Genomic DNA, 23,473 nt, shown 5'->3' on the forward strand with positions numbered 1-23,473 from the left:
TCTGTTGAACATCGTCTGATAGAACCCTTTTTCGAACTACAAGGAGTAGTGATGACATCCCTCTTGTCCCGAGTTCGCCAGCTGGCGAACGATACTGCGTTGCCACCCCATCTGTTGCAAACCCGTCAGTGGGAAGGGCCTCTGTGCCGGGTGCGACTCGACAACACCGGTTCTGATGCCACCCCGGTCGAGCGCTGGGTGCTGTTTGACGGCAAGCTTGGCCTGCCGGTGGAGAGCGCCATTTATGGCGAAGGATTCCAGATGCTGGCCCAGACCATGGGTAGCTGGCAATCACCGCAACATGTCGGCCGTTGTCCCGATGCCAGCGTTTATCGCATCACTGATGACAATGACTATCACACCATTCACAACCTGTTGCTGGTGGAGCATGGCAAGGGGTGGCTGCTGCTCGCCTTTGCCAGCTGCCACCGTTTTGGCGGGGAGTTTCGCCTCTACCCCGATGGTCGCTTGCAGATCCTGATGAACTGCGAAGGGCGAAAACTTGCGGCCGGTGAGCATTGGCAGAGCGAGGCGCTGATCTGCCTCGAAGGAGCTGAGCGCGAGGATCTGCTGGCCGAACTGGCACAGCTGATCGAGGTCGAGCACTGCTCGCTGATCGGCAAGGTAATTGAGCGCCCGAGCGGCTGGTGCTCCTGGTATCACTACTACGCCGAGGTGAGCGCTGCCGATATTCGCGAGAACCTGCAGGTGCGTGCCGAGCGTTTCCCGGCCCTGCGTTATGTGCAGATCGACGACGGCTATCAGGCCAAAATGGGCGACTGGCTCACCCCGTCGGCCAAGTTCGAGCAGGGGGTGGCATCACTGGCTGAGGAGATCAAACAGGCTGGCTGCGAGCCTGCCCTCTGGGTCGCTCCTTTTATTGCAGAGCCCGGTTCGCAGGTGTTTCAGGATCACCCCGACTGGTTTGTGAAGGGGGATGATGGCCTGCCGCTCCCTTCCGAGCGGGTCACCTATGGCGGCTGGCGCTGCACCCCCTGGTATGTGCTGGACGGCACCCACCCCGAGGTGCAAGCGCACCTTGAGCAGGTGTTTCGTACCCTGCGCGAGCAGTGGGGCATCCACTACTTCAAACTCGATGCCAACTTCTGGGGCGCCATCCACGGTGGTCGTTTCCACGATCCGGCCGCCACCCGGGTCGAGGCCTATCGGCGTGGTATGGCGGCCATCCTGCGTGGTGCAGGTGAAGGCGCTTTCCTGCTCGGTTGCAATGCCCCCATATGGCCGAGCCTTGGGCTGGTGCACGGCATGCGGGTGAGCGATGACGTGGAGCGCAATGGCCACCGCTATCGCCAGATTGCCCGCGAGGCCTTCTGCCGCGCCTGGCAGAATGACAAGCTCTGGGCCCTCGACCCCGACTGCATTTGCCTGCGGGATCTACCGAGCCAGCAGGCAAGTAAAGCTGAATACAGTTTCCATCTGGCGGCGTTGGTGGCGAGCGGCGGCATGATGCTGGCTGGTGATCGACTGCAAGATCTCGATGAGGAGCAGGCGGCGCAACTGCATAAGCTGCTTGCGCTCTGCGCAGCCCGAGCACCCTCTGCCCGTTTCGAGTCGATGGACTTTGCCTGCGGAGAAGTAAGCCTGCCCGAGGGCGGCACTCTGCTCTGCCTGTTCAACTGGGAGGGGCAACCACAGGAGTTTCTGCTGCCGGAAGGGGGAAGCGATTTTTGGCTGGGACAGGCAGTCGGCACGGCTGTGACCCTGCAAGGGGGCGAGGGGCGGGTGATCCGCTACACCTGATCACTGCGTCACCAAACAATTCAGGCTCCATCATGGAGCCTGAATTGTTTCAATCAGCGGTTATCAGTCACGTTTTTTCAGTAACGCCACTCAAAGCCGACGGCGTATTTGGCTGAGCCATAGCCCGGGATGTCACTGCCGGAGGCGATCGCCTTGAGGGTCAGCAGCGGGGTGATGGGCACCCCCAGACCAAAACCGATGGCCAACTGATCATTGGGGTTCCCCATCAGATCGACCCGCATCACCCGATAGAGGGACATATCCTCGCTCAGGTGCATATAGGCTTGCGAAGCGCGGTTATAGACCTGACCAAACACCTCCAGCTGGAAACCTGACTGGGCGCTGATGGCCAGCGGTACCCCGACAAACTTGTAGAGATGGGAACCGTTGAAGTAGCTGTTGGTGATCAGAGGAGTGAAATCAGTCTGCTGATAAAGGGTGTTGAAGTTCTGTTCTACGATGCGATAGGTCTGCTCGGGCAGGCGAGCAAGATAATCCGGTACATCGAACCGGTATGCGGCGTTGGCTGCCAGCGGCAGCAGGGCCAGTAATCCGAGCAGTGCGTGGTGACGAGGCATCAGCAAATGGCTTCCGTTCGGCCAAAGAGATCTCTTGCTTGTGAGACATCCGCTCAGGATGTTGCAAGATATTGGTTTTTGGGGAAATCCCCTTCGTCATTATGACCTGAAGAAGGGGATGAGCGGGGAGGATTTATTGTGAAACTACTCACAACTCATAAATCTTCCAGATAGTGATAGAGACTCTTTAGAATCGCGAAGTTCCGTTCGTTACTCTGGTTCTGCTCGGCCAGCGCCTCGAGACGGGGCACATAGTCCGGCAGACGGCGGCTGAAGTAGTCGCTGCAGTGCAGGCGCCAGCGTTTCTGCTCTGCTTCGCTCAAGGTGTGTGGCCAGTTGCGGGCGCGGTAGCGGAACAGCATCTCCGGCAGCCGCGCGTCGGTAAAGGCAAATTCCCGCTCACCCAGCAGATCCGCCGGGGTGGCGCGCACCAGATCCATGGTGGACTTGTCGCCGTGGCCAAAGAATCCGGCGTAGAGCTGGGTATCGGGGTCGCTCTCATTGCTGCCGGCGAACTCCTGATTGAACACTTCCACCAGTTTTTCCCGTACCTCGGGGTGGGCGCGCAGCAGATCCAGGCTCTTGCGGCACTGCTCCCGATTGATGCCGAGCTCGTCGGCCCGTTCCGCCGTCAGGGTGGCGGCCGGCGCCAGCACCGGGCACTTGTTGATGTGCACCAGTTTCACCGGAATGCCCGCCAGATCCCCCAGCTCCTCTTTTTTGGTATAGAGGCGCTCGCGGATCTCCTCGCTCGTGAGCTCTATAAGCGGGGTGGGGTCGCGGGTCAGGTCGACCATGATCACCGCGTTCTGGTTGGTGGGGTGCCAGGCGAGTGGCGAGACCCAGCTTGCACAACCTTGCCAAGGAGAGAACATGCCGGAGACGTGCACCAGTGGCTTCATGGTCACCACGTCAATCAGCGCTTTCACCTTGTTTTTGTTGCGAAGGTCAAAGAGATAACCAAACAGCTTGGGTTGGGCCTTTTTCACCAGCTTGGCCATCTCGATGGTGGCCAGTACGTCGGAGAGCGCATCGTGTGCATTGGCATGGGCGACGCCGTTGGCGACTGTCAGCTTCTCCAGCCGGAAACTCGGTTTGCCTTCATCATCAAACGCCCACTCGATCCCCTCCGGGCGCAGGGCGTAGCAGGCCCGCAGCATGTCGAGAATATCCCAGCGGGAGTTGCCGTTCTGCCAGCTGTAGGCATAGGGGTCATAGAAGTTGCGATAGAGGGTATAACGGGTCACTTCATCATCGAAGCGGATGCTGTTGTAGCCAAGCACACAGGTATTCGGCGTGGCGAACTGCTCGTGGATCTGGCGAATGAAATCCGCCTCGCACAGCCCATCCTTCATCGCCTTTTGCGGCGTGATACCGGTAATCAGGCACGCCTCCGGATCCGGCAGGTAGTCTGCCGGAGGCTTGCAATAGATGACCAGTGGCTCGCCAATGAGGTTGAAATCCGCATCGGTACGAATACCGGCAAACTGCGACGGCCTGTCCTTGGCGGGGCTGATGCCGAAGGTCTCGTAGTCGTGGAAGTAGTAAGTGGGCTGGGTGGTCTGCTTCGCTGATGTGCTCATGTGTTCTTGTGTGTTCGCGCTTCTGATTGATTTTTCAGGGTTTAGTGCCGTTCTGGTGAGGTGAAAATTCCGAAGACACTTTCATCGTTCACCCAAACCTGACGTTGTTCAATGGCCTGCTGGTACATTATCTGGTACAAAATACCCCCATGAGAGTGGTACAAAATTTTAATGGGGTAGCAATGGCGTTATCAGATAGCTGGCTTCGAGGGGTGAATGGTAAACCATATGCTGGCCCGAGCGAAGTGAGCGACGGTGATGGGTTGAGTGTCCAGGTCTCACCGAAGGGGTAGTTGCGTTCCAAGTTCGGCATGTGGTCGACGGGAAGCGGGTTCGGACCTCTCTTGGTCGGTACCCGGTTCTGACCTTGCGAGAGGCCCGGATAAAGGCCGATAAGCTCAAAAGCGGTGTTGCGCGGATCAGTGCCTCGGGCGACGAGCCTACGCCTGCAGCCTTGTTTGATGAGTGGTTCGAGAAGTACGTGATGCGGGAGTGCCGAGAAGGCACCCAGAAATACTATCGCTATACCTTCTCGTCAGTGAAGAACCGCTTGCCTGACCGGCCAATCAACCAGATCACCATGGACATGTGGTTGAGCTATTTCGATACCATCAGTGAGCGGGCACCAGGGGTAACCCGGGCTGTGATCACGGCATTGAAGGCGTGCTTCAACTGGCAGGCTCGCCGCGGCACGATCTACATGCCCAACAGATGAGTCTGCGGGCCAGGGATGTTGGCGCTCCCGCTAAGACCGGTCACCGGGTGTTGACGGTGCCAGAGGTTGCGAAGATCTGGCGGGCCATTGAGGCCAGTCGGACTGGCACCGGCAACAAGGTGATTCATCTGCTCTGCCTGGTCTATGGGGGCAGGCTTTCCGAGGCCAGAACGCTCAGGCGTCAGGACCTGGATTACGAGTCTATGGTCTGGACCGTGCCGGCGGAGATCAGCAAGACCGGCAGGCCTATCCGCCGCCCCATCACATCGGTGGGCAAGCAATTGTTCGAACGAGCCGCCATGGCGTCGGTGGACCCGGTCTATCTGTTCCCCGGTCAGGGGGAGGGGAATGGTCCGCTAGAGATCCACTCATGTAATCGGTTGGTGAGCCGCTTGCGCAGCAGCCTGGGGATCCCCCATTGGCGGATTCATGATGCTCGTCGAACGCTGTCGACCAGGCTATCGGAATTGGGGGTGTCGCCCCATATCACCGAAGTGATGCTGGGGCACACCCTGACTGGCGTGATGGCTGTTTACAACAAACATGACTGGCTTGAGGATCAAGCGGCTGCCTATGAGCGCTGGTGGACAGTGATCCAGCGGGAGCTAGGCGTTGCCACTGATCCGGTTGTGGCTGTCAATCCAGGCCATGATGTGTGACTTTATCCAGCGCAGTGGCTGGTGGTCGATGGGTTTGGGAAAGGTGGTATCCCTCATGCGCAAGTGTGTACAGATCTAGTTATCACCTGACACCGGCCTCAAGCCGGTGTCTTGTTTACGCTACTTTAGAGCGCACTTCCTTCGGTATCAATTTCAGACCCTTCTTGAACATGCTGTAGGGCGTCAGTCCCTCCATCATCCTGCCCTGATGCGGCCGCTGGGTGTTGTAGTGCGCCAGGTAGCTACCCAGGTCTGTCTGCATCTGCTCTATCGACTCATACCAGGTCGTCCTCCCCTTGATACGGAAGTGTTCATCCAGCAGTGTGCGATGCAGCCGTTCGATAAAGCCGTTGCTCTGCGGCCTGCGTACCTTGGTTGTCCGGTGCTCAATCCCCTCCAGTTGCAGGAACAGCTCGTAGGGATGATGGTCTGGGCGCCCACAGAACTCGCGCCCGTTATCCGACAGAATGGTATAGACCCGTGCCTCGTGGGCCTCGGAAAACGGCAGTACCGTTTCATTGAGCACATAGACCGAGGTCACCGGCAGCTTGCTGATGTAGAGCCGTCCCCAGGCGTGGCGGCTGTAGCAGTCCAGCACGGTTTGCTGATACACCTGCCAACCCCTTGGATCGCGCCGACGAAGAAGGTGTCGACAGCCACCAGTTCTCCGGTGTAGTGGACCTCAATCTGACGTTCTCGAAACTCTGGGCTGAGACGCTCGAACAGGCGAATTTACTCGTCATTGAGCTCAATGGTCAGCTCCCGGTGTGTTTTCTCAAGGCGCAGCAAGCGGTCGTGTTTGGAGAGCAAGTCGTGCCGTTGCCACACGCCACGCACACCGCCCGCACTGACGTTGATGCCTTGCAGAGCCAGTTCTTGTGCGACCCGCTGCGGGCCATGAGTTGGTCTGGTGAGGGAGTAATCGAGGATGGCCTGTTCACTCTCGGGCGCAACCCGGTTGGGATGAGCCCCTTTACAGCCGGGCAATTTGTCGAGCAATCCCTCGGCGCCATAGGTCTGGTAATTACGGCGAATTTCGTAGAACTGCTGACGGCTGTAGCCGATGAGCTTGCAGGCTTTGCTGACATTATTGAGCTCTTTGGCAAGCTCTAGCAGGCTGAGTTTACGACGTGCTACTTTCTCGTTGGTGGTCATATGGTGACTCAAGATAACACGGTAGGGGTACCGTTTTGTTATCCGGTTTGAAGCCGTATGACCACTCCCTTTTGTGGGCAACTGTCAGGTGAATACCATTTCCATACAGCATAACCTCTCGCCTGTTTTTCATATCTGAAACCTCTTCAGCCATCCGAAGCACCGCGCGACTGCATTTAGCTGCAATAACGAGCTTTGTTTAACACCAGTGTGCGGAACCTTATGGTGTCGCGACTGCTCGCACATGCTGTGCGATGATCGCTTTTATCCTTCTACGCCGGTTGGGTGTATCCCGGCAATGCCATCGAGCAGCAGGTCTTGTTCGCGTGAAAGAGGCCCGGTTGAGCGGTAGTAGGGATACAAGGGCTCTATAAGCCTCTTTGCACTGCTTTTTGCAAAACCGTGATGAGGTAAACCATGGGATTAATGACTAGATTTATCAGTAGCAAGGAGTAAAACGACACCCTTGCATCATCACAAAACAGCATGGGACAGGGATCATGAACAAAGCGCAGGAAGCCGGTTCGTGCTCGCTTCAGGTGGATCTCAGACAGGTCGTTTATGCCTTGTCTGCGTCACTGGATCTGGTAGGAATTGGCGATGTGGCCCATGGTAAACGGGTCGGGATCATGGCGGCCGAGTGTGGTCGGGTATTGGGGCTGGATACAGCTGAATGTTGTTTGTTGTTTGAGCTCGGCGTGCTGCACGATATTGGTGTCTCCTCGACCATCACCCATCACCATCTGGTTAGTGAGTTCGATTGGGAGTCCTCCCAGCGTCACTGCGAGGTAGGATATCAGCTGCTCAAGGATTTCCGCTTGCTGGCCCCGTTGGCACTGCCTATCCGTTATCATCATACCCACTGGCATCTCTTGCGCGAGATGGCCGATGTGGACCCCCGGGTTGCTCGTCAGGCCAACCTTATCTTTCTGGTGGATCGTTGCGATGCGCTGGCTGCCCCATTCTATGGCGATGGCTCATTGTTAATGCATACACACGAGATCCGTGCACGCCTGCAGGATTGCCGTGACGAGTTCTTTGCCACCGATCTGTTGGATGGTTTTCTCCAAGCCTCCCGCTCGGAGGCGTTCTGGTTGCAACTGGAGGCGCGAGCCATCAATGATTACATGCACGAGATGCTGAGGCAGCGGGAGTCCTGCATCACCGATAATGGTGAGCTAAAAGCGTTGGCCAGGATCTTCTCGGGTATCGTTGATGCCAAAAGTCCATTCACTATGACACACTCCCTCGGAGTGAGCCGTCTTTCGCGTGCCCTGGCTGAGCGGCTGGGGGTTAGTAGTGTCCATTGTGACATGCTCGAAATTGCAGGGCTGTTGCATGATCTCGGCAAGTTGAGGGTTCCTGATGAAATATTGGACAAACCTGCCGGCTTGACGCCGGAGGAGCGGGCAATCATCAATACCCACAGTTTCGAAACCTACCAGATCCTGCGTCATATCGAAGGGTTTGAGGAGATAGCCTGCTGGGCGGCCTATCACCATGAGGAGCCTGACGGGGAGGGCTATCCGTTCCATCTGCCGGCATCCGCCATGGCGCTCGAAGCGCGCATCCTGCGGGTAGCCGATATTTTCCAGGCCATGGTGCAGGACAGACCTTATCGACGTGGGCTGCCTGCTCGTGATGCTCTGGCCTTTATGCAACAACTGGCGGCTCAGGGTCGGGTAGATCCTGTCGTGGTGGCGACGTTAGCGGATCATCTGCCACAGATGATGGCTGCGGCCATGCCGGCCAATGAAAACAGATATGCAATCGGTTGATGGGGGAGGAGAGGCTGACCCATCCGGCAGTGAGCCAGCTATGCTTGGAGCAAGCCGTGCGTGGTGCCGGTACTGACGCGCAAGACGCCAGCCTGATTGGACTATGGATAGGGGAATTGATATGGAATCGCTAAAAGCCAGGGATTATATGCAGAGCAGACCCATTACCTTCACTGCAGACATGATGGTGCAGGCTGCGGTCGAGAAATTTCTGAACAGTCATCAGCTCGGTGGCCCGGTGGTGGATGGGCAGGGCCATCTGATTGGCTGGATCTCCGAGCAGGATTGCATCGCAGTGCTGCTTAAAGAGGCCTATCACTGCGAACAGGTGGCGCAGGTCAAGGATGTGATGCGCAAGGAGGTGTTGTCGGTGGGACCCGATACCAGCATTTTGAGTCTGGCGGAGATGATGATGGGGCAAAAGCCGAAGATCTATCCGGTAGTGGAGGAGGGACGCCTGCTCGGTGTCATCAATCGCCACAACGTCATGCAGGCCATTCACGCCCAGCTCACCACCTGTTTTGTCCATCATTCCCACGGTTAACCCTGTTTTTCTCTCTCCCAAGGCAAGCTTCGGCTTGCCTTGGCTATTTAATATGCTGCCATTTATTCATGTTATGCCATCTTACAATGGTTGTTTTGTCATGTTTGAGGAGCGGCCAATCTCTCTGTCTTCCCATATATAACGCTACGTTAAGGCTTGCACCGCCCCCGCTCGCTCTTTAGGATCGCTCCCAGCTTATCGATATGGCCCCTTTGGGCACCTATTTAAGGAATTCGTACCTTGTCTCTCTCTATCGAGGCGCTGCGCCGCCGTCTCTCTGCCTGCATGAATCTCGACGCCCGCCGCCTCTCCAGCCGTCTGCACGGGGTCAAGAAGCTGCCTGAAGGCAAACAGGCCGCCGTACTGGAGACCATCGCCGCTGATTTGGCCGTCGCCGAAGTGCGTTATCAAACCCGTCTGGCCGGAGTGCCCAAGGTCACTTATCCTGACAACCTGCCAGTGAGCCAGAAGCAGGCGGAGATCGCCAAGGCCATTCAAGAACATCAAGTGGTGATCATTGCAGGGGAAACAGGCTCGGGCAAAACCACCCAGATCCCCAAGATCTGTCTGGCGCTTGGGCGCGGGGTGAAGGGCTTTATCGGCCACACCCAGCCGCGCCGTCTGGCGGCCCGCACTGTGGCGGCCCGTATTGCCGAGGAGATGGAGTCCGAACTCGGTCACTACGTGGGTTACAAGGTGCGCTTTACTGATCAGGTGAGCGAGCAGACCCACATCAAGCTGATGACTGACGGTATCCTGCTGGCCGAGATCCAGAACGACCGGATGCTCACCCAGTACGACACCATCATCATCGATGAGGCCCACGAGCGCAGCCTCAATATCGACTTCATCCTGGGCTATCTCAAGCAACTGCTGCCCAAGCGCCCCGATCTCAAGGTGATCATCACCTCGGCCACCATCGACCCGCAACGTTTCTCCCGCCATTTCAACAAGGCGCCGGTGATCGAAGTGTCAGGTCGCACCTATCCGGTGGAGGTGCGCTACCGCCCACTCGTCAGTGACAAGAGTGAAGGGCTGGAAGAGCGCGATGAGCTGCAGGGGATTTTCGATGCGGTGGAAGAGCTGGCCCGCGAGGGTTTGGGGGATATCCTCATCTTCATGAACGGCGAGCGGGAGATCCGCGATACCGCCGATGCCCTGCGCAAACTCAACCTGCGCGATACCGAGGTGCTGCCGCTCTATGCCCGCCTCTCCAACGCCGAGCAGAACAAGGTGTTCCAGCCCCATGCAGGGCGACGCATCGTGCTCGCTACCAACGTGGCGGAGACCTCGCTGACGGTGCCAGGCATTCGCTACGTTATCGATCCGGGCACCGCCCGCATCAGCCGCTACTCCTGGCGTACCAAGGTGCAGCGCCTGCCCATCGAGCCGGTCTCCCAAGCCAGCGCCAACCAGCGCAAAGGGCGCTGCGGTCGGGTGGCGGACGGCATTTGTATCCGCCTCTACTCGGAGGAGGATTTCAACGGCCGCCCTGCCTTCACCGACCCCGAGATTCTGCGCACCAATCTGGCATCGGTCATCCTGCAGATGCTGGCGCTCGGCCTTGGCAACATGGAGGCGTTTCCCTTCGTCGAGCCACCAGAGTCCCGCCATATCAAGGATGGCCTGACTCTCTTGAAAGAGCTGGAGGCGGTGCGCGAGCTGCCCGCCACCGGCGAGCGCGAAGCCAAGTTGCAGCTGACCGAGACCGGTCGCCAGCTCTCGCGCATCCCCCTTGATCCGCGTTTGGCGAAGATGGTGATCAGCGCGGCGCAAACTGGCTGCCTGAGCGAGGTGATGGTGATCACCGCGGCCCTCAGCATTCAGGATCCCCGCGAGCGGCCCATGGAGAAGAAGCAGGCCGCCGACGAACAGCACAGGCGCTTTGAGGACAAGGATTCCGACTTCCTCGCCTTCGTCAATCTGTGGAACTACCTGAAAGAGCAGCAGGATGCCCTTGGCAGCAACCCGTTCCGCCGCATGTGCCAGAAGGAGTTTCTCTCCTATCTGCGGGTGCGCGAATGGCAGGACATCCATTTCCAGCTGCGTCAGACGGTCAAGGAGCTGGGTTTTAAAGCCAACCATGAACCGGCGGATTTCAAGACGGTGCACTGTGCCCTGCTGACCGGCCTCTTGAGCCACATCGGTAACAAGGATCTGGAAAAGCCCGAGTTCCTTGGTGCTCGCAATGGCCGCTTCCACCTGTTCCCGGCCTCGGGTCTGTTCAAGAAGCCGCCCAAGTGGGTGATGGCCGCCGAGCTGGTGGAGACCTCGCGTCTTTACGCCCGCATCAACGCCAAGATTGAACCCGAGTGGGTGGAGCCGCTGGCAGGTCACCTCATCAAGCTGCACCACAGCGACCCCCACTGGTCGAAGAAAAACGGTGCCGTGATGGCCAAGGAGAAGGTGACCCTCTATGGTCTGACTCTGGTCAATGAGCGCACCATCAACTTCAGCCGTATCGATCCGGCGCTGTGCCGCGAGCTGTTTATCCGCCGCGCACTGGTGGAGGGGGATTTCGAGACCCGTCACCGTTTCTTCAGCGATAACCGCAAGCTGTTGACCGAAGTGGAGGCGTTGGAGCACAAGTCCCGTCGGCGCGACATCCTGGTGGATGATGAGGACTTGTTCCGCTTCTACGATGCCCGTTTGCCGGAGGAGGTGATCTCCGCCCGCCACTTCGACAAGTGGTGGAAAGAGGTGCAAAAGCAGGATCCCGAGCTGCTCAACTTCGAAAAAGAGATGCTGATGAAGGGGGATGCCGCTCACATCAGTGATCTCGACTATCCCAACTTCTGGCAGCAGGGACGCCTCAAACTCAAACTGACCTATCAGTTCGAGCCGGGGGAGTCCGCCGATGGCGTGACCCTGCATATTCCGCTGCCGCTCTTGAATCAGGTGGAGGTGAAGGGGTTTGAATGGCTGATCCCGGGGTTGCGTCATGAGCTGCTGGTCGCCCTGATCAAGTCGATGCCCAAGCCGATGCGCAAAAACTTTGTGCCGGCGCCGAACTACGCCGATGCGCTGCTTGCCAGCATCAACCCCGAGCAGGGGCCGCTCTTGGACGAGATGGAGCGCCAACTGCGCCGCATGACCGGCGTCACCGTACCCCGCGAATCCTGGGACTGGGCTGCGGTGCCCGATCACCTGAAACTCACCTTCCGGGTGGTGGATGACAAGCACAAGAAGGTGGCGGAAGGGAAAGATCTGGAAGCCTTGAAAGAGTCGCTGCGTGGCAAGGTACAGGAGACCCTGTCGCAAGTGGCGGACGATGACATCGAGCAGTCCGGCCTCACCCTGTGGAGCTTTGGCGAGCTGCCGCAGGAGTACAGCCAGAAGCGCCGCGGCTTCGAGGTGAAAGCCTATCCGGCGTTGGTAGACGAGAAAGATTCGGTCGCCATCCAGCTGGTGGAGAGCCCGGTGGTGCAACAGCAGCTGATGTGGGCCGGTCAGCGCCGGCTGGTGCTGCTCAACGTGCCATCGCCCATCAAGTATCTGCAGGAGAAGCTGCCCAACAAGGCCAAGCTCGGGCTCTATTTCAACCCGTTTGGCAAGGTGGCGGAGCTGATTGACGACTGCATTGCCTGTGGCTGCGACAAGCTGATCGAGCAGCATGGCGGGCTGGCTTGGGACGAGGCCGGTTTCGAGGCGCTCAAGGAGTATGTTCGCGCCGAGCTCAACGATGCGGTGGTGGAGGTGGCCAAGCAGGTGGAAGCCGTGCTGACGCTCTCCCATGAGATCAAGAAGCGGCTCAAGGGCAAGATGCAGCTCGACACCGCCTTTGCCATGTCAGATATCCAGCAGCAGCTCGGCAACCTTATTCACAAGGGCTTTGTCACCGAGACCGGCTGGCAGCGGCTGCCTGACTTGCTGCGTTACCTGCGGGCCATCGAGCGACGTCTGGAGAAGCTGGCCATCGATTCCAACCGGGATCGGGTCTACATGCTCAAGGTGCACAGTGTGGAGTCGGAGTACAAGGCGCTGCTGGCCAAGATCCCCAAATCCCAGCTGGTGCCCACCGAGGTGGCCAATATCCGCTGGATGATCGAGGAGCTGCGGGTGTCGTTCTTCGCCCAGAATCTGGGCACCCCTTATCCGGTCTCCGATAAACGGGTGCTTAACGCCATCGCTCAGTGCTAAGCTGCTATCTAACTGTTTTAACAGCATGATAGCGCGTGATAAGAAGGGGTTGCCGGTCAGGTAGCCCCTTCAAACCGCAAGTCAGGGAGGCAAGGATGCTGGGGGTCTGGTTGAGTGTGGCGCAGGTGGTGATCAGCGGTTATCAACCCATTGCGGAACAAACCTGGGTGCAGTTGAACCCGGAATATTACCCGCTGGCGCGCACGCCACCAGCGATGTTTGTGGCCTGGCGTGGCAATCAGTTTCCGCCGCTGGCCCAAAAGCAGAAGCATGGTCGCTGGCAGATCCTCTTTCCCGCTCGGCTGGTCCCCCCTTTCGATCTGTTCGAGGGGGAGGCGCAGCTCTCCAAAACCTATCTGGCAAGATTGCGGCGCATCGACGAGATGGCTTACGGGGTCGCCCCCGGCCAGGTCGCTGCAACCGTGCAGCATGGCAGTGTTTCACCTTTTGAGCCATCGCAACTCATAGCGCCCTTTATCGCCGAGTTCAACGTTCCTCGTGCCATGCCGGTTCAGTTGGCGGTCGCCCCCCGCTACGAAGCAGAGCCATTGCTGGCGTTGCTTGGTGCCGCAGTTGGCGAGAGGGGGAGTCGCAGTGATGGTCTGCTGGCGGCCAGCGTGTCATCTGATAGCACCACACTGACACTCTCTGCGCCGGCGGTTGGCGAGGGGCGCTCAGTGTGCCATCGGGTCGCGGCGGGTGAGACGCTGTGGCGCATCGCCAATCAGCTATCCAGCAGGGTGGGGGCAGATACTTACAGCTATCTGCTGGCCTTGGCCGCAGAAAACAGGGCGGGCCTCGGTAACAGTATCCGGGTCAAAACCGGGGAGGGGCTCTACTGTCCTCGCGCCGAGACGCTTGCGCAGTTTGATGCGTTGAGTCCGGCCCAGCGGCAACAGCAATTTGCTCGTCTTGAGCAGGGGCGTTAAAGCGCGGGATGAGCCTTGTATCCGCTATTGGCCCATGGTAGTATTCGCGCTCGTTTTGCGAGGTGCTGACCGGTCGCAGTTTGCACCATACATTCCTTTAAAAGAGATACATACTATGTCTTTCGTATTCCAAGCTGAAGTCCGTTCTGACCTGGGGAAAGGTGCGAGCCGCCGCCTGCGTCAAGCTGACCAAGTTCCTGCCATCGTTTACGGTGCAGGCAAAGAAGCCCAGTCCATCACTGTTGACCACAAGAAATTCATCCTGGCCCAAGAAAAGCCGGAATTCTATGAGTCCGTACTGACTCTGGTTATCAACGGTGAAGAAGTTAACGTTAAAGTGAAAGCTATCCAGCGTCACCCGGTACGTTACAAGCTGATCCATCTGGACTTCGTTCGCGTTTAATTGCGAACCGTCAGGTTGAAGAAAAGCCACTCTCAGGAGTGGCTTTTTGCTATCTGGCATCTTGTGAGCGGGCTGAAAGGACTTACCTGATAAGCCAACGAGGCGGTTATCCCAGCTGGCTAAGGGCCTGTTGGCAGCGCTGCTCGGCAGCATCCAGCTCCAGCAGCACCATCCTGATATCTTCCATCTGCTGTTGCAGTGTCTCCCGTTTCGCCTCAACCAGTCCCAGCATGGTCTGTAACTGGGTGCGGCTGCTCTTGTCGGCATCATAGAGATCAAACAGCTCGCGGATCTCGGCCAGACTGAACCCGAGTCGCTTGCCGCGCAGGGTGAGCTTGAGGCGAACCCGATCCTGCTTGCTGTAAATGCGGGTCTGTCCCTCTCTGGCGGGATTGAGCAACCCCTGATCCTCGTAGAAACGGATACTGCGCGTCGTAATATCAAATTCCCGGGCCAGCTCACTGATGCTGAAGCGCCGTCCTTCATCCTTGTTGTTCATACAGACTTCTTGGCGAACTAAATCCTGTCTGCACCTTACCTAAACGTAAACTGCACTGCAACTCTTGTTCCATCGCGTCAGAACCCCTATGTTATGGCCATGTAACAAACAGAGGCAGGCAAATGGATATTGCAATTGTGGCGGCAAAACGGACTCCGATGGGGGCGTTTCAGGGGGCATTGGCAGAGGTCACTGCGCCTGAGTTGGGAGCCTGTGCCATCGAGGCGGCACTGCAGCAAAGTGGGCTGCGTCCGGAGCAGGTCGATGAAGTGTTTATGGGCAATGTGCTGGCGGCGGGCGTGGGGCAAGCGCCAGCCCGGCAGGCGTTGTTGAAAGCAGGGTTGCCAGAGAGTGTGCCTGCTACCACGGTCAACAAGGTGTGCGGATCCGGCATGAAAGCAGTGATGCTGGCGGCGGATACCATCCGCCTTGGTGACAACAGGGTGGTGGTGGCAGGGGGGATGGAGAGCATGAGCCGTGCCCCCTATCTGCTGGATAATGCTCGCAGCGGCTTTCGGATGGGGCATCAAAAGGTGCTGGACCACCTATTCCTCGACGGTTTGCAAGATGCCTATGATGGCCAGCTGATGGGGATACATGCCCAGCGCAGCGCCAATCAGGCCGGTTTGACCCGCAGTGCCATGGATGAGTTTGCTCTTGCATCGTTGCAGCGTGCGCGCGATGCGCAGCAAGCCGGCGCGTTTGCATCCGAGCTGGCAAGTGTCTATCGCGGTGATCGCTTGTTGCTGGCCGAAGACGAGCAGCCCGGCAAGGGCAGACCGGAGAAGATCCCTACCCTGAAGCCAGCATTTGGCAAGGAGGGCACCATTACGGCAGCCAATTCGAGCTCTATCTCGGACGGTGCGGCGGCGCTGATATTGATGGATGGCACCATGGCGCAAGCCTGGCAGGTACCAGTGCTGGCACGGATCGTCGGTTATCAGAGCCATGCAGCATTGCCCGCCGAGTTTACCTCTGCGCCCATTGGCGCCATTTCACGCTTGCTGGCGCGTTTTGCATGGTCGGTGGAAGAGGTGGATCTATTCGAGATCAACGAGGCCTTCGCCATGGTCACCATGCTGGCCATGAGCGGGGTCGGCATCCCTCATCACAAGGTCAATGTGCATGGAGGGGCCTGCGCGCTCGGTCATCCGTTAGGGGCGAGTGGCGCACGCATTCTGGTGACGCTAATTGCCGCGCTGCGGCAACGGGGTTTGCGGCGAGGCGTGGCCGCGCTCTGTATCGGGGGCGGGGAGGCGACCGCTATCGCGGTCGAAGTGAATGACGAGGCGAATTAATTGGTGGCTTCCATCGCCAGCAGTTGTTCCGTGACCCAGGTGGTGGCGGCCAGATAGAGGTGACTCACCTTATCCTCGCTCAGCCCCAGGCGGGCTGTTCTGGCCGTTACCCGTGACCAGTTGGCGCTCTCGTAATCTTCACAAAACGCGAGGTAGAAACCCAGATTGCCTTTTCGCTCCAGCAGCGCCAGCCGAATATCGTCGATAAGAGGGATAGTGCCGAGCAGTTTGTCCATCGGCTGTTCCATCAGTACATCCAGCAGGGAGAAGAGACCGGTGATAAAGGCTTGTTGTGCCTGCTGGCTCGGGGCGTGGGCGTGGGCCAGCAGTTCACAGAATCGGGCTCGGATCATCGACATCTGGTAGAGCTCGGCGCTCTTGCCCTTGCCGGCGCTGGTCGCGGCTACCAGCGAAACAAAGCGCTTTAGCTGGGTGTTCCCCAGATAGATGGCAGCCTGGCGAAATGACGAAATAGGGTTGGTGTGACCTTTGAGATGGTTGACATAGCGCAGCAGCTTGAGAGAGAGGGAGATATCCTGACCGAGTAGCTGCTCAATCTTGTTGATATCAGGCTCTGCCTCGTTGACCACGTTGAGCAACTGCATCACCACGACTTGCGCCGGCTCCATGGTGGCTTGCTTGACCATCTCGGGTCGACTGAAGAAAAAACCCTGGAACAGCTGGATCCCCAGCTGTTTGACCCGCTCGAACTCCGCCTTGTCCTCTACTTTTTCTGCCAGATAGGTGAGCCCCAGCGTCTGATGCCGCTGGATAAACACTTTGATCTGCATCAGGGGGGTGGCACGAAGATCAAACTTGATGATGTGGATAAAGGGGAGGAAGCGCTCCCAATCCGGTGACATGGTGAAGTCATCGAGTGCCAGTTGATATCCCAGCTTGTGCAGCTGTCTCACCTTTTCCAGCAGGGCATCATCCGGTGGGGAATCTTCCAGGATCTCAATCACCACTTTTTCGGGCGGCAGGCACTCTGCCAATCCCTCCAGCAGCAGTGAGTGGGGGAAGTTGATAAAGCAGGGGCGGCCGCCCAAGAGCTGATCGATATTTTGTTGCAGGAACTGTTCGACCACCAGGCGTGACGTCGCCTGTTGGGAGGAGATGCTCGGGAAGACATTATTCAGACTATCGCGAAAGAGCAGCTCATAGGCATGAGTTTTGAGGTCTCTGTCGAGGATCGGCTGTCTGGCTACGTAGGAATACATGCCTTGCTCCAGTATGGGTACTGGGTTGATTTTATGGTGTTGCAGAACACTATGCCAGTTTTGACCCTGTTCGGTAAGGCAATAATTGGCATAGTGTTTTTCTGCAGGGAGGGAACTTAGAAGAGATAACTCATTTGGGCGCCAGCCAGCCAGGCATCTCCCTCGGAGGTGCCCTGGAAGGTGGAGGTGCTCTGCGGGTTGCCCGGTTGCAACTCCATTTTTTCAGTAACATCAACCTTCTTGCCATCGATCAGGGTTAACCCCAGATCCATGGTCAGGTTGGGGGTGAACTGATAACCCATCCCCAGGCTGTACCAGATCCGGTCGGCATCAGGAATGGAGATAGTACGGCGATCCGCTGGTACCGGGCTCGCATCGTAAGCAACTCCCGAGCGCAGCTGCCACTGGGGAGTCAGTTGATAGGTCATCCCGATCGCATAGCGCCAGCTATCTTCCCAGTGTTCATCCTTGATATGCATGTTGGGCAGTGTATCCAGATCGGCTTCCAGCTGGACAAATTTGCTCCAGTTGGTCCAGTTCAGGCTGCCGTGGAGAGCCAGCTTGTCAGTCAGCTGATGAAATGCAGCAAGCTCTGCCGTTGCGGGTAGCGGAAGATCCAGAGAACCTGTGTCTTTTAGCTCCTTGCCGTTGGGCAGGCCAAGAATGGCATCTCCCGAGAGGGTCAAAGTGACATCGTGACGGTAGGATAGGCCAATTCGGGTTTGTTCGGACAACTCCAGCAAGGTGCCGACATTCCAGCCCCATGCCCAGCCATCCCCTTGCAAATGTTTTGCGATCAGGTTGCGAGAAGGGAAGGTGCCACCGACTTCCCCTTCGCCCTGAATAGCAGAGATCCCGGCACCAATTGACCACATCTCATTGATGCGATAGGCGAGTGAGGTACCCAGATCCATGGTCTTGATATCGGAGACATTGCCAAAGTGTCCCGCACTGTAGTTATCCGGCATCTTGACGCCAAGGCCGTAGTAAGAGGTTGCCGAGAAGCCGAGTCGCCACTGCTCGTTGAGTGGAATGATGAGATAGGCGTTGGGTACCCAGGCTGAGGCGGCGATATCGTGTGCACTGGCATCGGAGGTGACGATACCGGCTTTGGTCGGCAAGCGGGTGTTACCTTCAATATTGACGTCAGGACTGACATAGATGACTCCGCCAGAGAGTGCCATCTGATCGAAGCGGGTCATGGCTGCTGCATTGCGGGAGAGCACACTGGCATTATCCGCGATGGCGGCCTCACCGGCAAAGGCGCGTCCCAGTCCTGTAGCGGACTGTTCAGCCAGCTGGAACCCGGCGGCATGAGTCTGACCCGCGATCACCAGCAGGGCGATGGCGGACGGTTTGATGATGGGATGCATGGCAAAATCCTTGCTGTTACCCGAAGGTTCAATCGGTCATATGAATGGAGGCAGGATTTTATATGGTATGACCAGTAAGGCAACGGTAATGGCCAGTATCTGGATAAAACAAGATTAAATGCTGGGATGATGCACTCTAATAGCTTGATTAGAAAAGAAAAATAAACACGTGTGCGCTACATGTGTGCGCTGAGATGGTTTTGTGGGATAAAAAAAGAGCGCCTGTCGGCGCTCTTTTCGGTGGCGTTCTAATCAGAACTTCATATTGAACTGGGCAGAGGCCAGGAAGGCATTGCCGTGGGAGGAGCCTTTCCAACGCAGGCTGTCGGAGTGGTTACGCAGACCTTCGTTGACATCAACCTCTTTACCATCCAGATAGGCCATACCAAAGTCAACGTTCATATCAGTATTGATATGGTAGGTGGCGCCAGCGCTATACCAGACACGGTCAGAATCCGGGATGCTCAGGCTGCGGTATTCGGGCTCGATTGGGCTGTTGTCATAGGCAAAGCCAATACGCGCTTCCCAAGCCGGGTTGATATACCAGGTACCGCCGATTGAGTAACGAGTAGAGTCTTTAAACTTCTCATCCTTTTGCAGACATACGCCGCCAGCGCATTGGCCGCTGGTTGCTTTCAGCTCCTGGAAGGCACTCCAGTCAGTCCAGTTGACAGAGTAGTGAACGGCGAATTGCTGATTCAAACGGTGATAACCGGCAAACTCGGCCTGAGCAGGGAGATCCAGTTTCAGATTGCCATCAACAGTGCGGTTCCCTGAAGTGAGCCCCTGGAAGTCACCATCAAAGCTCATATCGACCTGTGAACGGTAGGTCAGAGCAAAGCGATGGTTCTCATTGACTTCGTACAGAGTGCCAACGTTCCAGCCAAAGCCCCAGGTGTCGCCTTTCATATGAGCGATGCGTGCGTCACTGTTCTGACCAATTGCAGGGCCCAGCAGACCGGCATAGCGGTTGAGTTCGGCGGCACCGTAAACGGCGTTGATACCGGCACCCACACTGAAGTGCTCATTGATACGATAGGCGATGTTCGGGTTGATATTGAGAGTCATCAGCTCGGTATCACCGGCACCGGCACCAGCCGGGAAGGTTTTGGAGTACTCGGTGGAGAGGCCGTAGTTGGAGAAGAGGCCGATACCCCAAGCCCATTGGTCGTTCAGCGGCTGGATAAAATAAGCGGCAGGAACGAATGCTGACGGAGCAATGCCACTTTCGCTGGCTGGAGCCATTTTGTTCGCGCCCGCGTAAACAGCACCATCCACATCCACATCCGGTTTGATGTAGGTGCCGGAGACAGAAACTGCCATCTTGTCGAAGGTGGTCATAGCGGCCGGGTTACGGGCCAGCACGGAGGCGTTGTCGGCGATAGCCGCTTCACCGGCATAGGCGCGACCCAGACCGGAGGCCGAGTGCTCGTTCAACTGGAATGCCGCGGCATGGACTTGACCGGTGGCCAGCGCGATGGTGGCGGCAATCAGGCTCTTCTTGAAAATAGTTGTCGTCATGGTGTTCTCTCTTGTAGGCAGATTTTTTTGCCGATATTGGCTGCACGTTCAATGCAAACCTCGACAAAATCCGTTTTTATTTCAGCTTCTTCCCAATCAATTCTGGCGTGATTCTATGGATCTGGTAGGAGGTAAGAAATCAGACCAGTGACAGCAGAATACATAAAAGTGATCGATGTGTTAATCATTTGTTTTAACTTGCTGTTTAATTCATCATTTTCAGGGTCTAAAGGCGGAATATTGACCTGGATTGCCGATCTCCGTCACAAAAATAATTTTGTCAATTTTTCGAAATCTTGAGGCAAATGAGTGACAAAGGGGAGTAAACAGGGAGGGAACAGGCAGCGGCTCGTGACCGCCGCCTGCTATTGAGGATGGCTCTGAGGTTGTTAACCAGCGATGTTAAATGTCCCACTGCAGACGTGACTGCAGGGCGTTGGCAACAGGGGCAAGTGGCTCTTTCATCTCGCCAATCAGTACCATATTGGCGCCTTTGAGCTGGACTATCTCCCCTTTGAGGGTGCCATCATCAAAGGTGTCCTGTTGCAGGGTTAATGGCACATGTTTGGGCACTAAAAAGAGAGTGACTGGCCCCATCTTTCCCTGGATCACCATGTGCAAGGCCGGTCCCTGATAAAATGAGCAGTGATTGACATAGGTCACCTTGAGTCCATTCATCCCGCTTAAGGTGGCGCCATACTTCTCCATCTTGGCATTGATGCTATGCAGATTGACCTGCTCATCGACACCTTCAATAAAGGGTTCTTCACCATAGACATGAGCCATCGCCACCTGTGCGAGGGAGAGGGCCGCAGGAGCCGTTTCTGGCAGCGTGATCCAGCGGGTGCTCATTCCCAGCAGGAAGGCGACCGATGCAGCCAGGGCGATCTGGCGCCAGGATGTCGATGTCCGGATCTTGACCGGCGCCGTGCCAAGGGGGCGGGATGGCGGCATATCATCTGGCGCGTCACTGTCTTGCAGCATGGCTTGCCTGAGCAGGATCCGCTCGGCCAGCCCGGCGGGAACCTCTACCTGCATGGTGCGCTTGAGGCTTCTGTCGAACTGCTTCATCTCGTCGAGGTAGTTCCGATTGGCCTGGCTTGCTTCAGCAGTTTTGAGAAAGTCCGGTTGTTGATCGTTGGGCTGGATCATGGCGTTGCGGCGAAATTCGAGTTCATCCATGTCCGTGTCCTCTTGCTTGGTTCTTCTGCTCCATCGCCTCCTTGATCTGGTTGCGGGCGCGAAACAGTCGGGTCATAACGGTGTTCTTGTTGAGGCCGAGCATCTCGGCAATCTCCTCACCACTGAATCCTCCCACGACTTGCAGCAGCAGTGGCTCCTGATACTCCTCGGGCAACCGGGCGATGTGACGGTGCAACCACTCGTTCTCCATCTCCTGTTCGCTGTGCAGCGCATCGTGCTGGGGTTGAGGGTGATCGTCGAGATCCACCAGCTCCAGCTGTTTACGTTCAAAGCGGCGGGCGTTTTCCCGTCTGAGGATGGTGATCAGCCACCCTTTGGCCGCCTTGTCATCCTGCAGGGTGTCGATAGCCTTCCATGCACGCAGAAAGGTCTCTTGCACCAGATCTTCCGCCACGTTGGGATCCCGGGTCAGCCAGTAGGCATACCGATAGAGATCGCCATGCAGCGCATGAACCAGTGCTTCAAATTTGGTTTGTTTGTCAGCCATGGGATCAGAGACCGGCGAAGTGGCCGGATCATTTCCACCAATATGCTGCTGAGCACGTTTTTTTCTAAAAAACAGCAGTGCCATAGGGCAATCCTTGTCAGGGCGCGTAGCGGCGGGAGCGGGAACTCCCGTGCGCCAGCAGGTAAATCAGATGCGCAATACCGGCCGTTTCATCAGACCTGAGGGTACGCGCCAGAGCGCGCCACTCGATGGGCAGGCCAGAAGAGGGCAGTGCAAAACAGGCTCGCTCGAGTGTGGCGAGCGCGTTGCCGAGCCGATTATGCCCAGCGTCAGGCAACTGGCCTAATTGATAATAGGAGACCTGCCAGCGCATGGTCGCCCACTTGATCAGCGCCTTGCGACTGGCATCCGGCTGGTGTTGGGCAAGGGCACTTTGCAGTTGATAGAAGGCGCGCCAGCGGGGCCAGTGGCGCCATAGTGCACGTAGCGTTATGGCCAGCACGACCCACCAAAGGCTCTCTCGCAGTGCCACCTGCGATGTCTGCTGATCAGGTTGCCGATTTGTCGTTGCCTGAAACGTCAGCGTGGTGGCAGGCAGGCTGGCCTGCTCAATCCGGCCGCTTTGGGTATTAAACCAGGGCAGATCAATGGGGGGGAGCTGATAGTCGCCGCTCTGATCCGCGACCAGAGTCTGGCGCCACTGTCGCTCAAACAACAGCTTGCCATCACGGTAACGCTCCTGCTGTTGCTCGCCATCGGGATGTGCCTGTATGCCGCTTGGCAGTTGATGGGCCATCAGGGGGGCAAGCTGGATCTGGGCACTGTCACCATTTTCCATGGTCAGGGTGAGGATCCGGATCAGCGGTTCACCCACTTCCCCCGTGGTGGCCGGTTCAAGTCGTTGACTCAGGGTCAGCCGGGTGGCCACCGGCGTGGCGGGGGCCTTGTCAACCCTTACCTCGAGCGGTGCCGCGCGGGCCGAGAGTTTTTGGGGCTTGCCCCCTTTCTGCGTGAGCTGCCCCTGCAAGCGGGGCGAGTCGAGGTGCCAGAGCCCAGGCGCTTTTGCCTGAACGAGCCAGCTGCGGGTGAGCCTGCCGGGCAGACCAGCCTGAGCGGGGGCGATCCACTCGTCGCGACCGAGGCGACGGATAGTGAAGTGGGCAGAGCTGAGTTCGCTCAGGGCCGGGTTTTGCATACTGGTGGGCAGCCATAGTGTCAGCCGGTAGATCACCGGCTGGCCGGGATAGAGCGGGCCCTGATGATCAAGGCTGGCCTGCATCTCGAGGGGCGAGGGGGCTGCGGGTTGCGGCAGCGCCGCTGTTTTCACCTCTCTCAATGGCAGGGTGAGCGAGGGAGTGAACTCATTTCCCAGCTTGAGCGGGGCAATCACCACCTCGGTATTTGCGGTTGAATTGCTCTGGTGCAGCGGGATCTGCCAGCGAGTCAGTTGTTGTACCGGGGTCGTGACCCGGCTCATGGTCACTCTGCCCACTGCAAATTGGCGCAGTAGGGGGGAGATCTCCAGCTCGTTGCTCTGGCGCTCGCCATCCGCTTCGATGATCAGCAGCCAATCGCTGGGGTCAGCCCCCGGCAGCAGCTCTGCCCGGGGGGGTAAGGCCCAGCAAAGTGGACTCGCCAGTGCGAGCAACAACCCCCATCCTGCCCG

At 57.6% G+C, this 23,473-nt stretch carries 17 protein-coding genes and 3 pseudogenes; 9 read left to right on the plus strand and 11 right to left on the minus strand.

The genetic code is table 11. From position 1 onward, the window contains the following. Positions 1-51 precede the first annotated feature (51 nt). Positions 52-1,761, plus strand: coding sequence for a glycoside hydrolase family 36 protein (locus G5533_RS02440; RefSeq protein ID WP_421309798.1), 1,710 nt, complete (start codon positions 52-54; stop codon positions 1,759-1,761). Positions 1,762-1,838: 77 nt separating this feature from the next. Here G5533_RS02440 and G5533_RS02445 read toward each other — a convergent pair whose 3' ends face one another. Together G5533_RS02445 and sbcB are read right to left on the minus strand one after the other, a co-directional pair. Continuing rightward, entirely contained in the window at positions 1,839-2,339 is a 501-nt protein-coding gene (locus tag G5533_RS02445; protein WP_005360277.1) for a hypothetical protein, read from the minus strand. Positions 2,340-2,494: 155 nt separating this feature from the next. Then, entirely contained in the window at positions 2,495-3,922 is a 1,428-nt protein-coding gene (sbcB, locus tag G5533_RS02450) for an exodeoxyribonuclease I (RefSeq protein WP_421309797.1), read from the minus strand. Between the two features lie 295 nt (positions 3,923-4,217). On the opposite strand from sbcB, the pseudogene G5533_RS02455 reads away from it, so the two are divergent. Beyond that, a pseudogene (locus G5533_RS02455) lies at positions 4,218-4,637 on the plus strand (hypothetical protein); the annotation flags it as partial. Further along, positions 4,634-5,296, plus strand: a complete 663-nt coding sequence (locus tag G5533_RS02460) for a site-specific integrase (RefSeq protein WP_441254398.1) — start codon at positions 4,634-4,636, stop codon at positions 5,294-5,296. The pseudogene G5533_RS02455 and the gene G5533_RS02460, both read left to right, overlap by 4 nt. A 115-nt stretch (positions 5,297-5,411) precedes the next feature. On the opposite strand, the pseudogene G5533_RS02465 reads toward G5533_RS02460, so the two are convergent. Together G5533_RS02465 and G5533_RS02470 are read right to left on the minus strand one after the other, a co-directional pair. Continuing rightward, positions 5,412-6,451: pseudogene (locus G5533_RS02465) on the minus strand (IS481 family transposase). A gap of 135 nt (positions 6,452-6,586) precedes the next feature. Then, positions 6,587-6,731 (minus strand): annotated as a pseudogene (locus tag G5533_RS02470) (IS5-like element ISAs34 family transposase); the annotation flags it as partial. A gap of 220 nt (positions 6,732-6,951) precedes the next feature. On the opposite strand from G5533_RS02470, the gene G5533_RS02475 reads away from it, so the two are divergent. The 5 genes from G5533_RS02475 to rplY all read left to right on the plus strand — a co-directional run bounded on the left by G5533_RS02475 (position 6,952) and on the right by rplY (position 14,245). Beyond that, positions 6,952-8,229, plus strand: coding sequence for an HD domain-containing phosphohydrolase (locus G5533_RS02475; protein WP_421254680.1), 1,278 nt, complete (start codon positions 6,952-6,954; stop codon positions 8,227-8,229). A 121-nt stretch (positions 8,230-8,350) separates the two neighbouring features. Next, complete coding sequence (locus tag G5533_RS02480) at positions 8,351-8,773, plus strand: CBS domain-containing protein (protein ID WP_421208468.1); 423 nt, start codon at positions 8,351-8,353, stop codon at positions 8,771-8,773. A 240-nt stretch (positions 8,774-9,013) separates the two neighbouring features. After that, positions 9,014-12,913: an ATP-dependent RNA helicase HrpA gene (gene hrpA, locus G5533_RS02485; protein ID WP_421309795.1), complete on the plus strand. Its 3,900-nt coding sequence runs from the start codon at positions 9,014-9,016 to the stop codon at positions 12,911-12,913. Between the two features lie 95 nt (positions 12,914-13,008). After that, entirely contained in the window at positions 13,009-13,842 is an 834-nt protein-coding gene (locus tag G5533_RS02490) for a hypothetical protein (RefSeq protein WP_421223400.1), read from the plus strand. A 115-nt stretch (positions 13,843-13,957) separates the two neighbouring features. Next, positions 13,958-14,245 (plus strand): 50S ribosomal protein L25, encoded by a 288-nt coding sequence (rplY, locus tag G5533_RS02495; protein ID WP_441254399.1) that lies wholly within the window; start codon positions 13,958-13,960, stop codon positions 14,243-14,245. A gap of 106 nt (positions 14,246-14,351) precedes the next feature. On the opposite strand, the gene G5533_RS02500 is transcribed toward rplY, so the two are convergent. Then, positions 14,352-14,744 (minus strand): MerR family transcriptional regulator, encoded by a 393-nt coding sequence (locus G5533_RS02500; RefSeq protein ID WP_441254400.1) that lies wholly within the window; start codon positions 14,742-14,744, stop codon positions 14,352-14,354. Between the two features lie 122 nt (positions 14,745-14,866). On the opposite strand from G5533_RS02500, the gene G5533_RS02505 reads away from it, so the two are divergent. Beyond that, entirely contained in the window at positions 14,867-16,042 is a 1,176-nt protein-coding gene (locus tag G5533_RS02505) for a thiolase family protein (protein WP_441254402.1), read from the plus strand. Here the strand turns inward: G5533_RS02505 and G5533_RS02510 are convergent. The 6 genes from G5533_RS02510 to G5533_RS02535 all read right to left on the minus strand — a co-directional run bounded on the left by G5533_RS02510 (position 16,039) and on the right by G5533_RS02535 (position 23,455). Beyond that, entirely contained in the window at positions 16,039-17,262 is a 1,224-nt protein-coding gene (locus G5533_RS02510) for an EAL and HDOD domain-containing protein (RefSeq protein ID WP_441254403.1), read from the minus strand. The two genes, G5533_RS02505 and G5533_RS02510, sit on opposite strands and share 4 nt — an antisense overlap. A gap of 116 nt (positions 17,263-17,378) precedes the next feature. Beyond that, positions 17,379-18,635, minus strand: a complete 1,257-nt coding sequence (locus tag G5533_RS02515; RefSeq protein WP_441254404.1) for an OmpP1/FadL family transporter — start codon at positions 18,633-18,635, stop codon at positions 17,379-17,381. A 252-nt stretch (positions 18,636-18,887) separates the two neighbouring features. Continuing rightward, complete coding sequence (locus tag G5533_RS02520; protein WP_421310139.1) at positions 18,888-20,156, minus strand: outer membrane protein transport protein; 1,269 nt, start codon at positions 20,154-20,156, stop codon at positions 18,888-18,890. 402 nt (positions 20,157-20,558) lie between these two features. Further along, complete coding sequence (locus G5533_RS02525) at positions 20,559-21,338, minus strand: DUF3379 domain-containing protein (RefSeq protein ID WP_421310138.1); 780 nt, start codon at positions 21,336-21,338, stop codon at positions 20,559-20,561. Next, a complete protein-coding gene (locus G5533_RS02530; protein WP_005333245.1) occupies positions 21,331-21,930 on the minus strand; it encodes a sigma-70 family RNA polymerase sigma factor in 600 nt (199 codons plus the stop codon). Before G5533_RS02530 ends, G5533_RS02525 begins: the two co-directional genes overlap by 8 nt. Positions 21,931-21,943: 13 nt before the next feature. Continuing rightward, entirely contained in the window at positions 21,944-23,455 is a 1,512-nt protein-coding gene (locus G5533_RS02535) for a hypothetical protein (RefSeq protein ID WP_441254436.1), read from the minus strand. Positions 23,456-23,473 lie beyond the last annotated feature (18 nt).

Source organism: Aeromonas sp. A600620 (assembly GCF_029479985.1).
Lineage (GTDB): Bacteria > Pseudomonadota > Gammaproteobacteria > Enterobacterales > Aeromonadaceae > Aeromonas > Aeromonas veronii_A.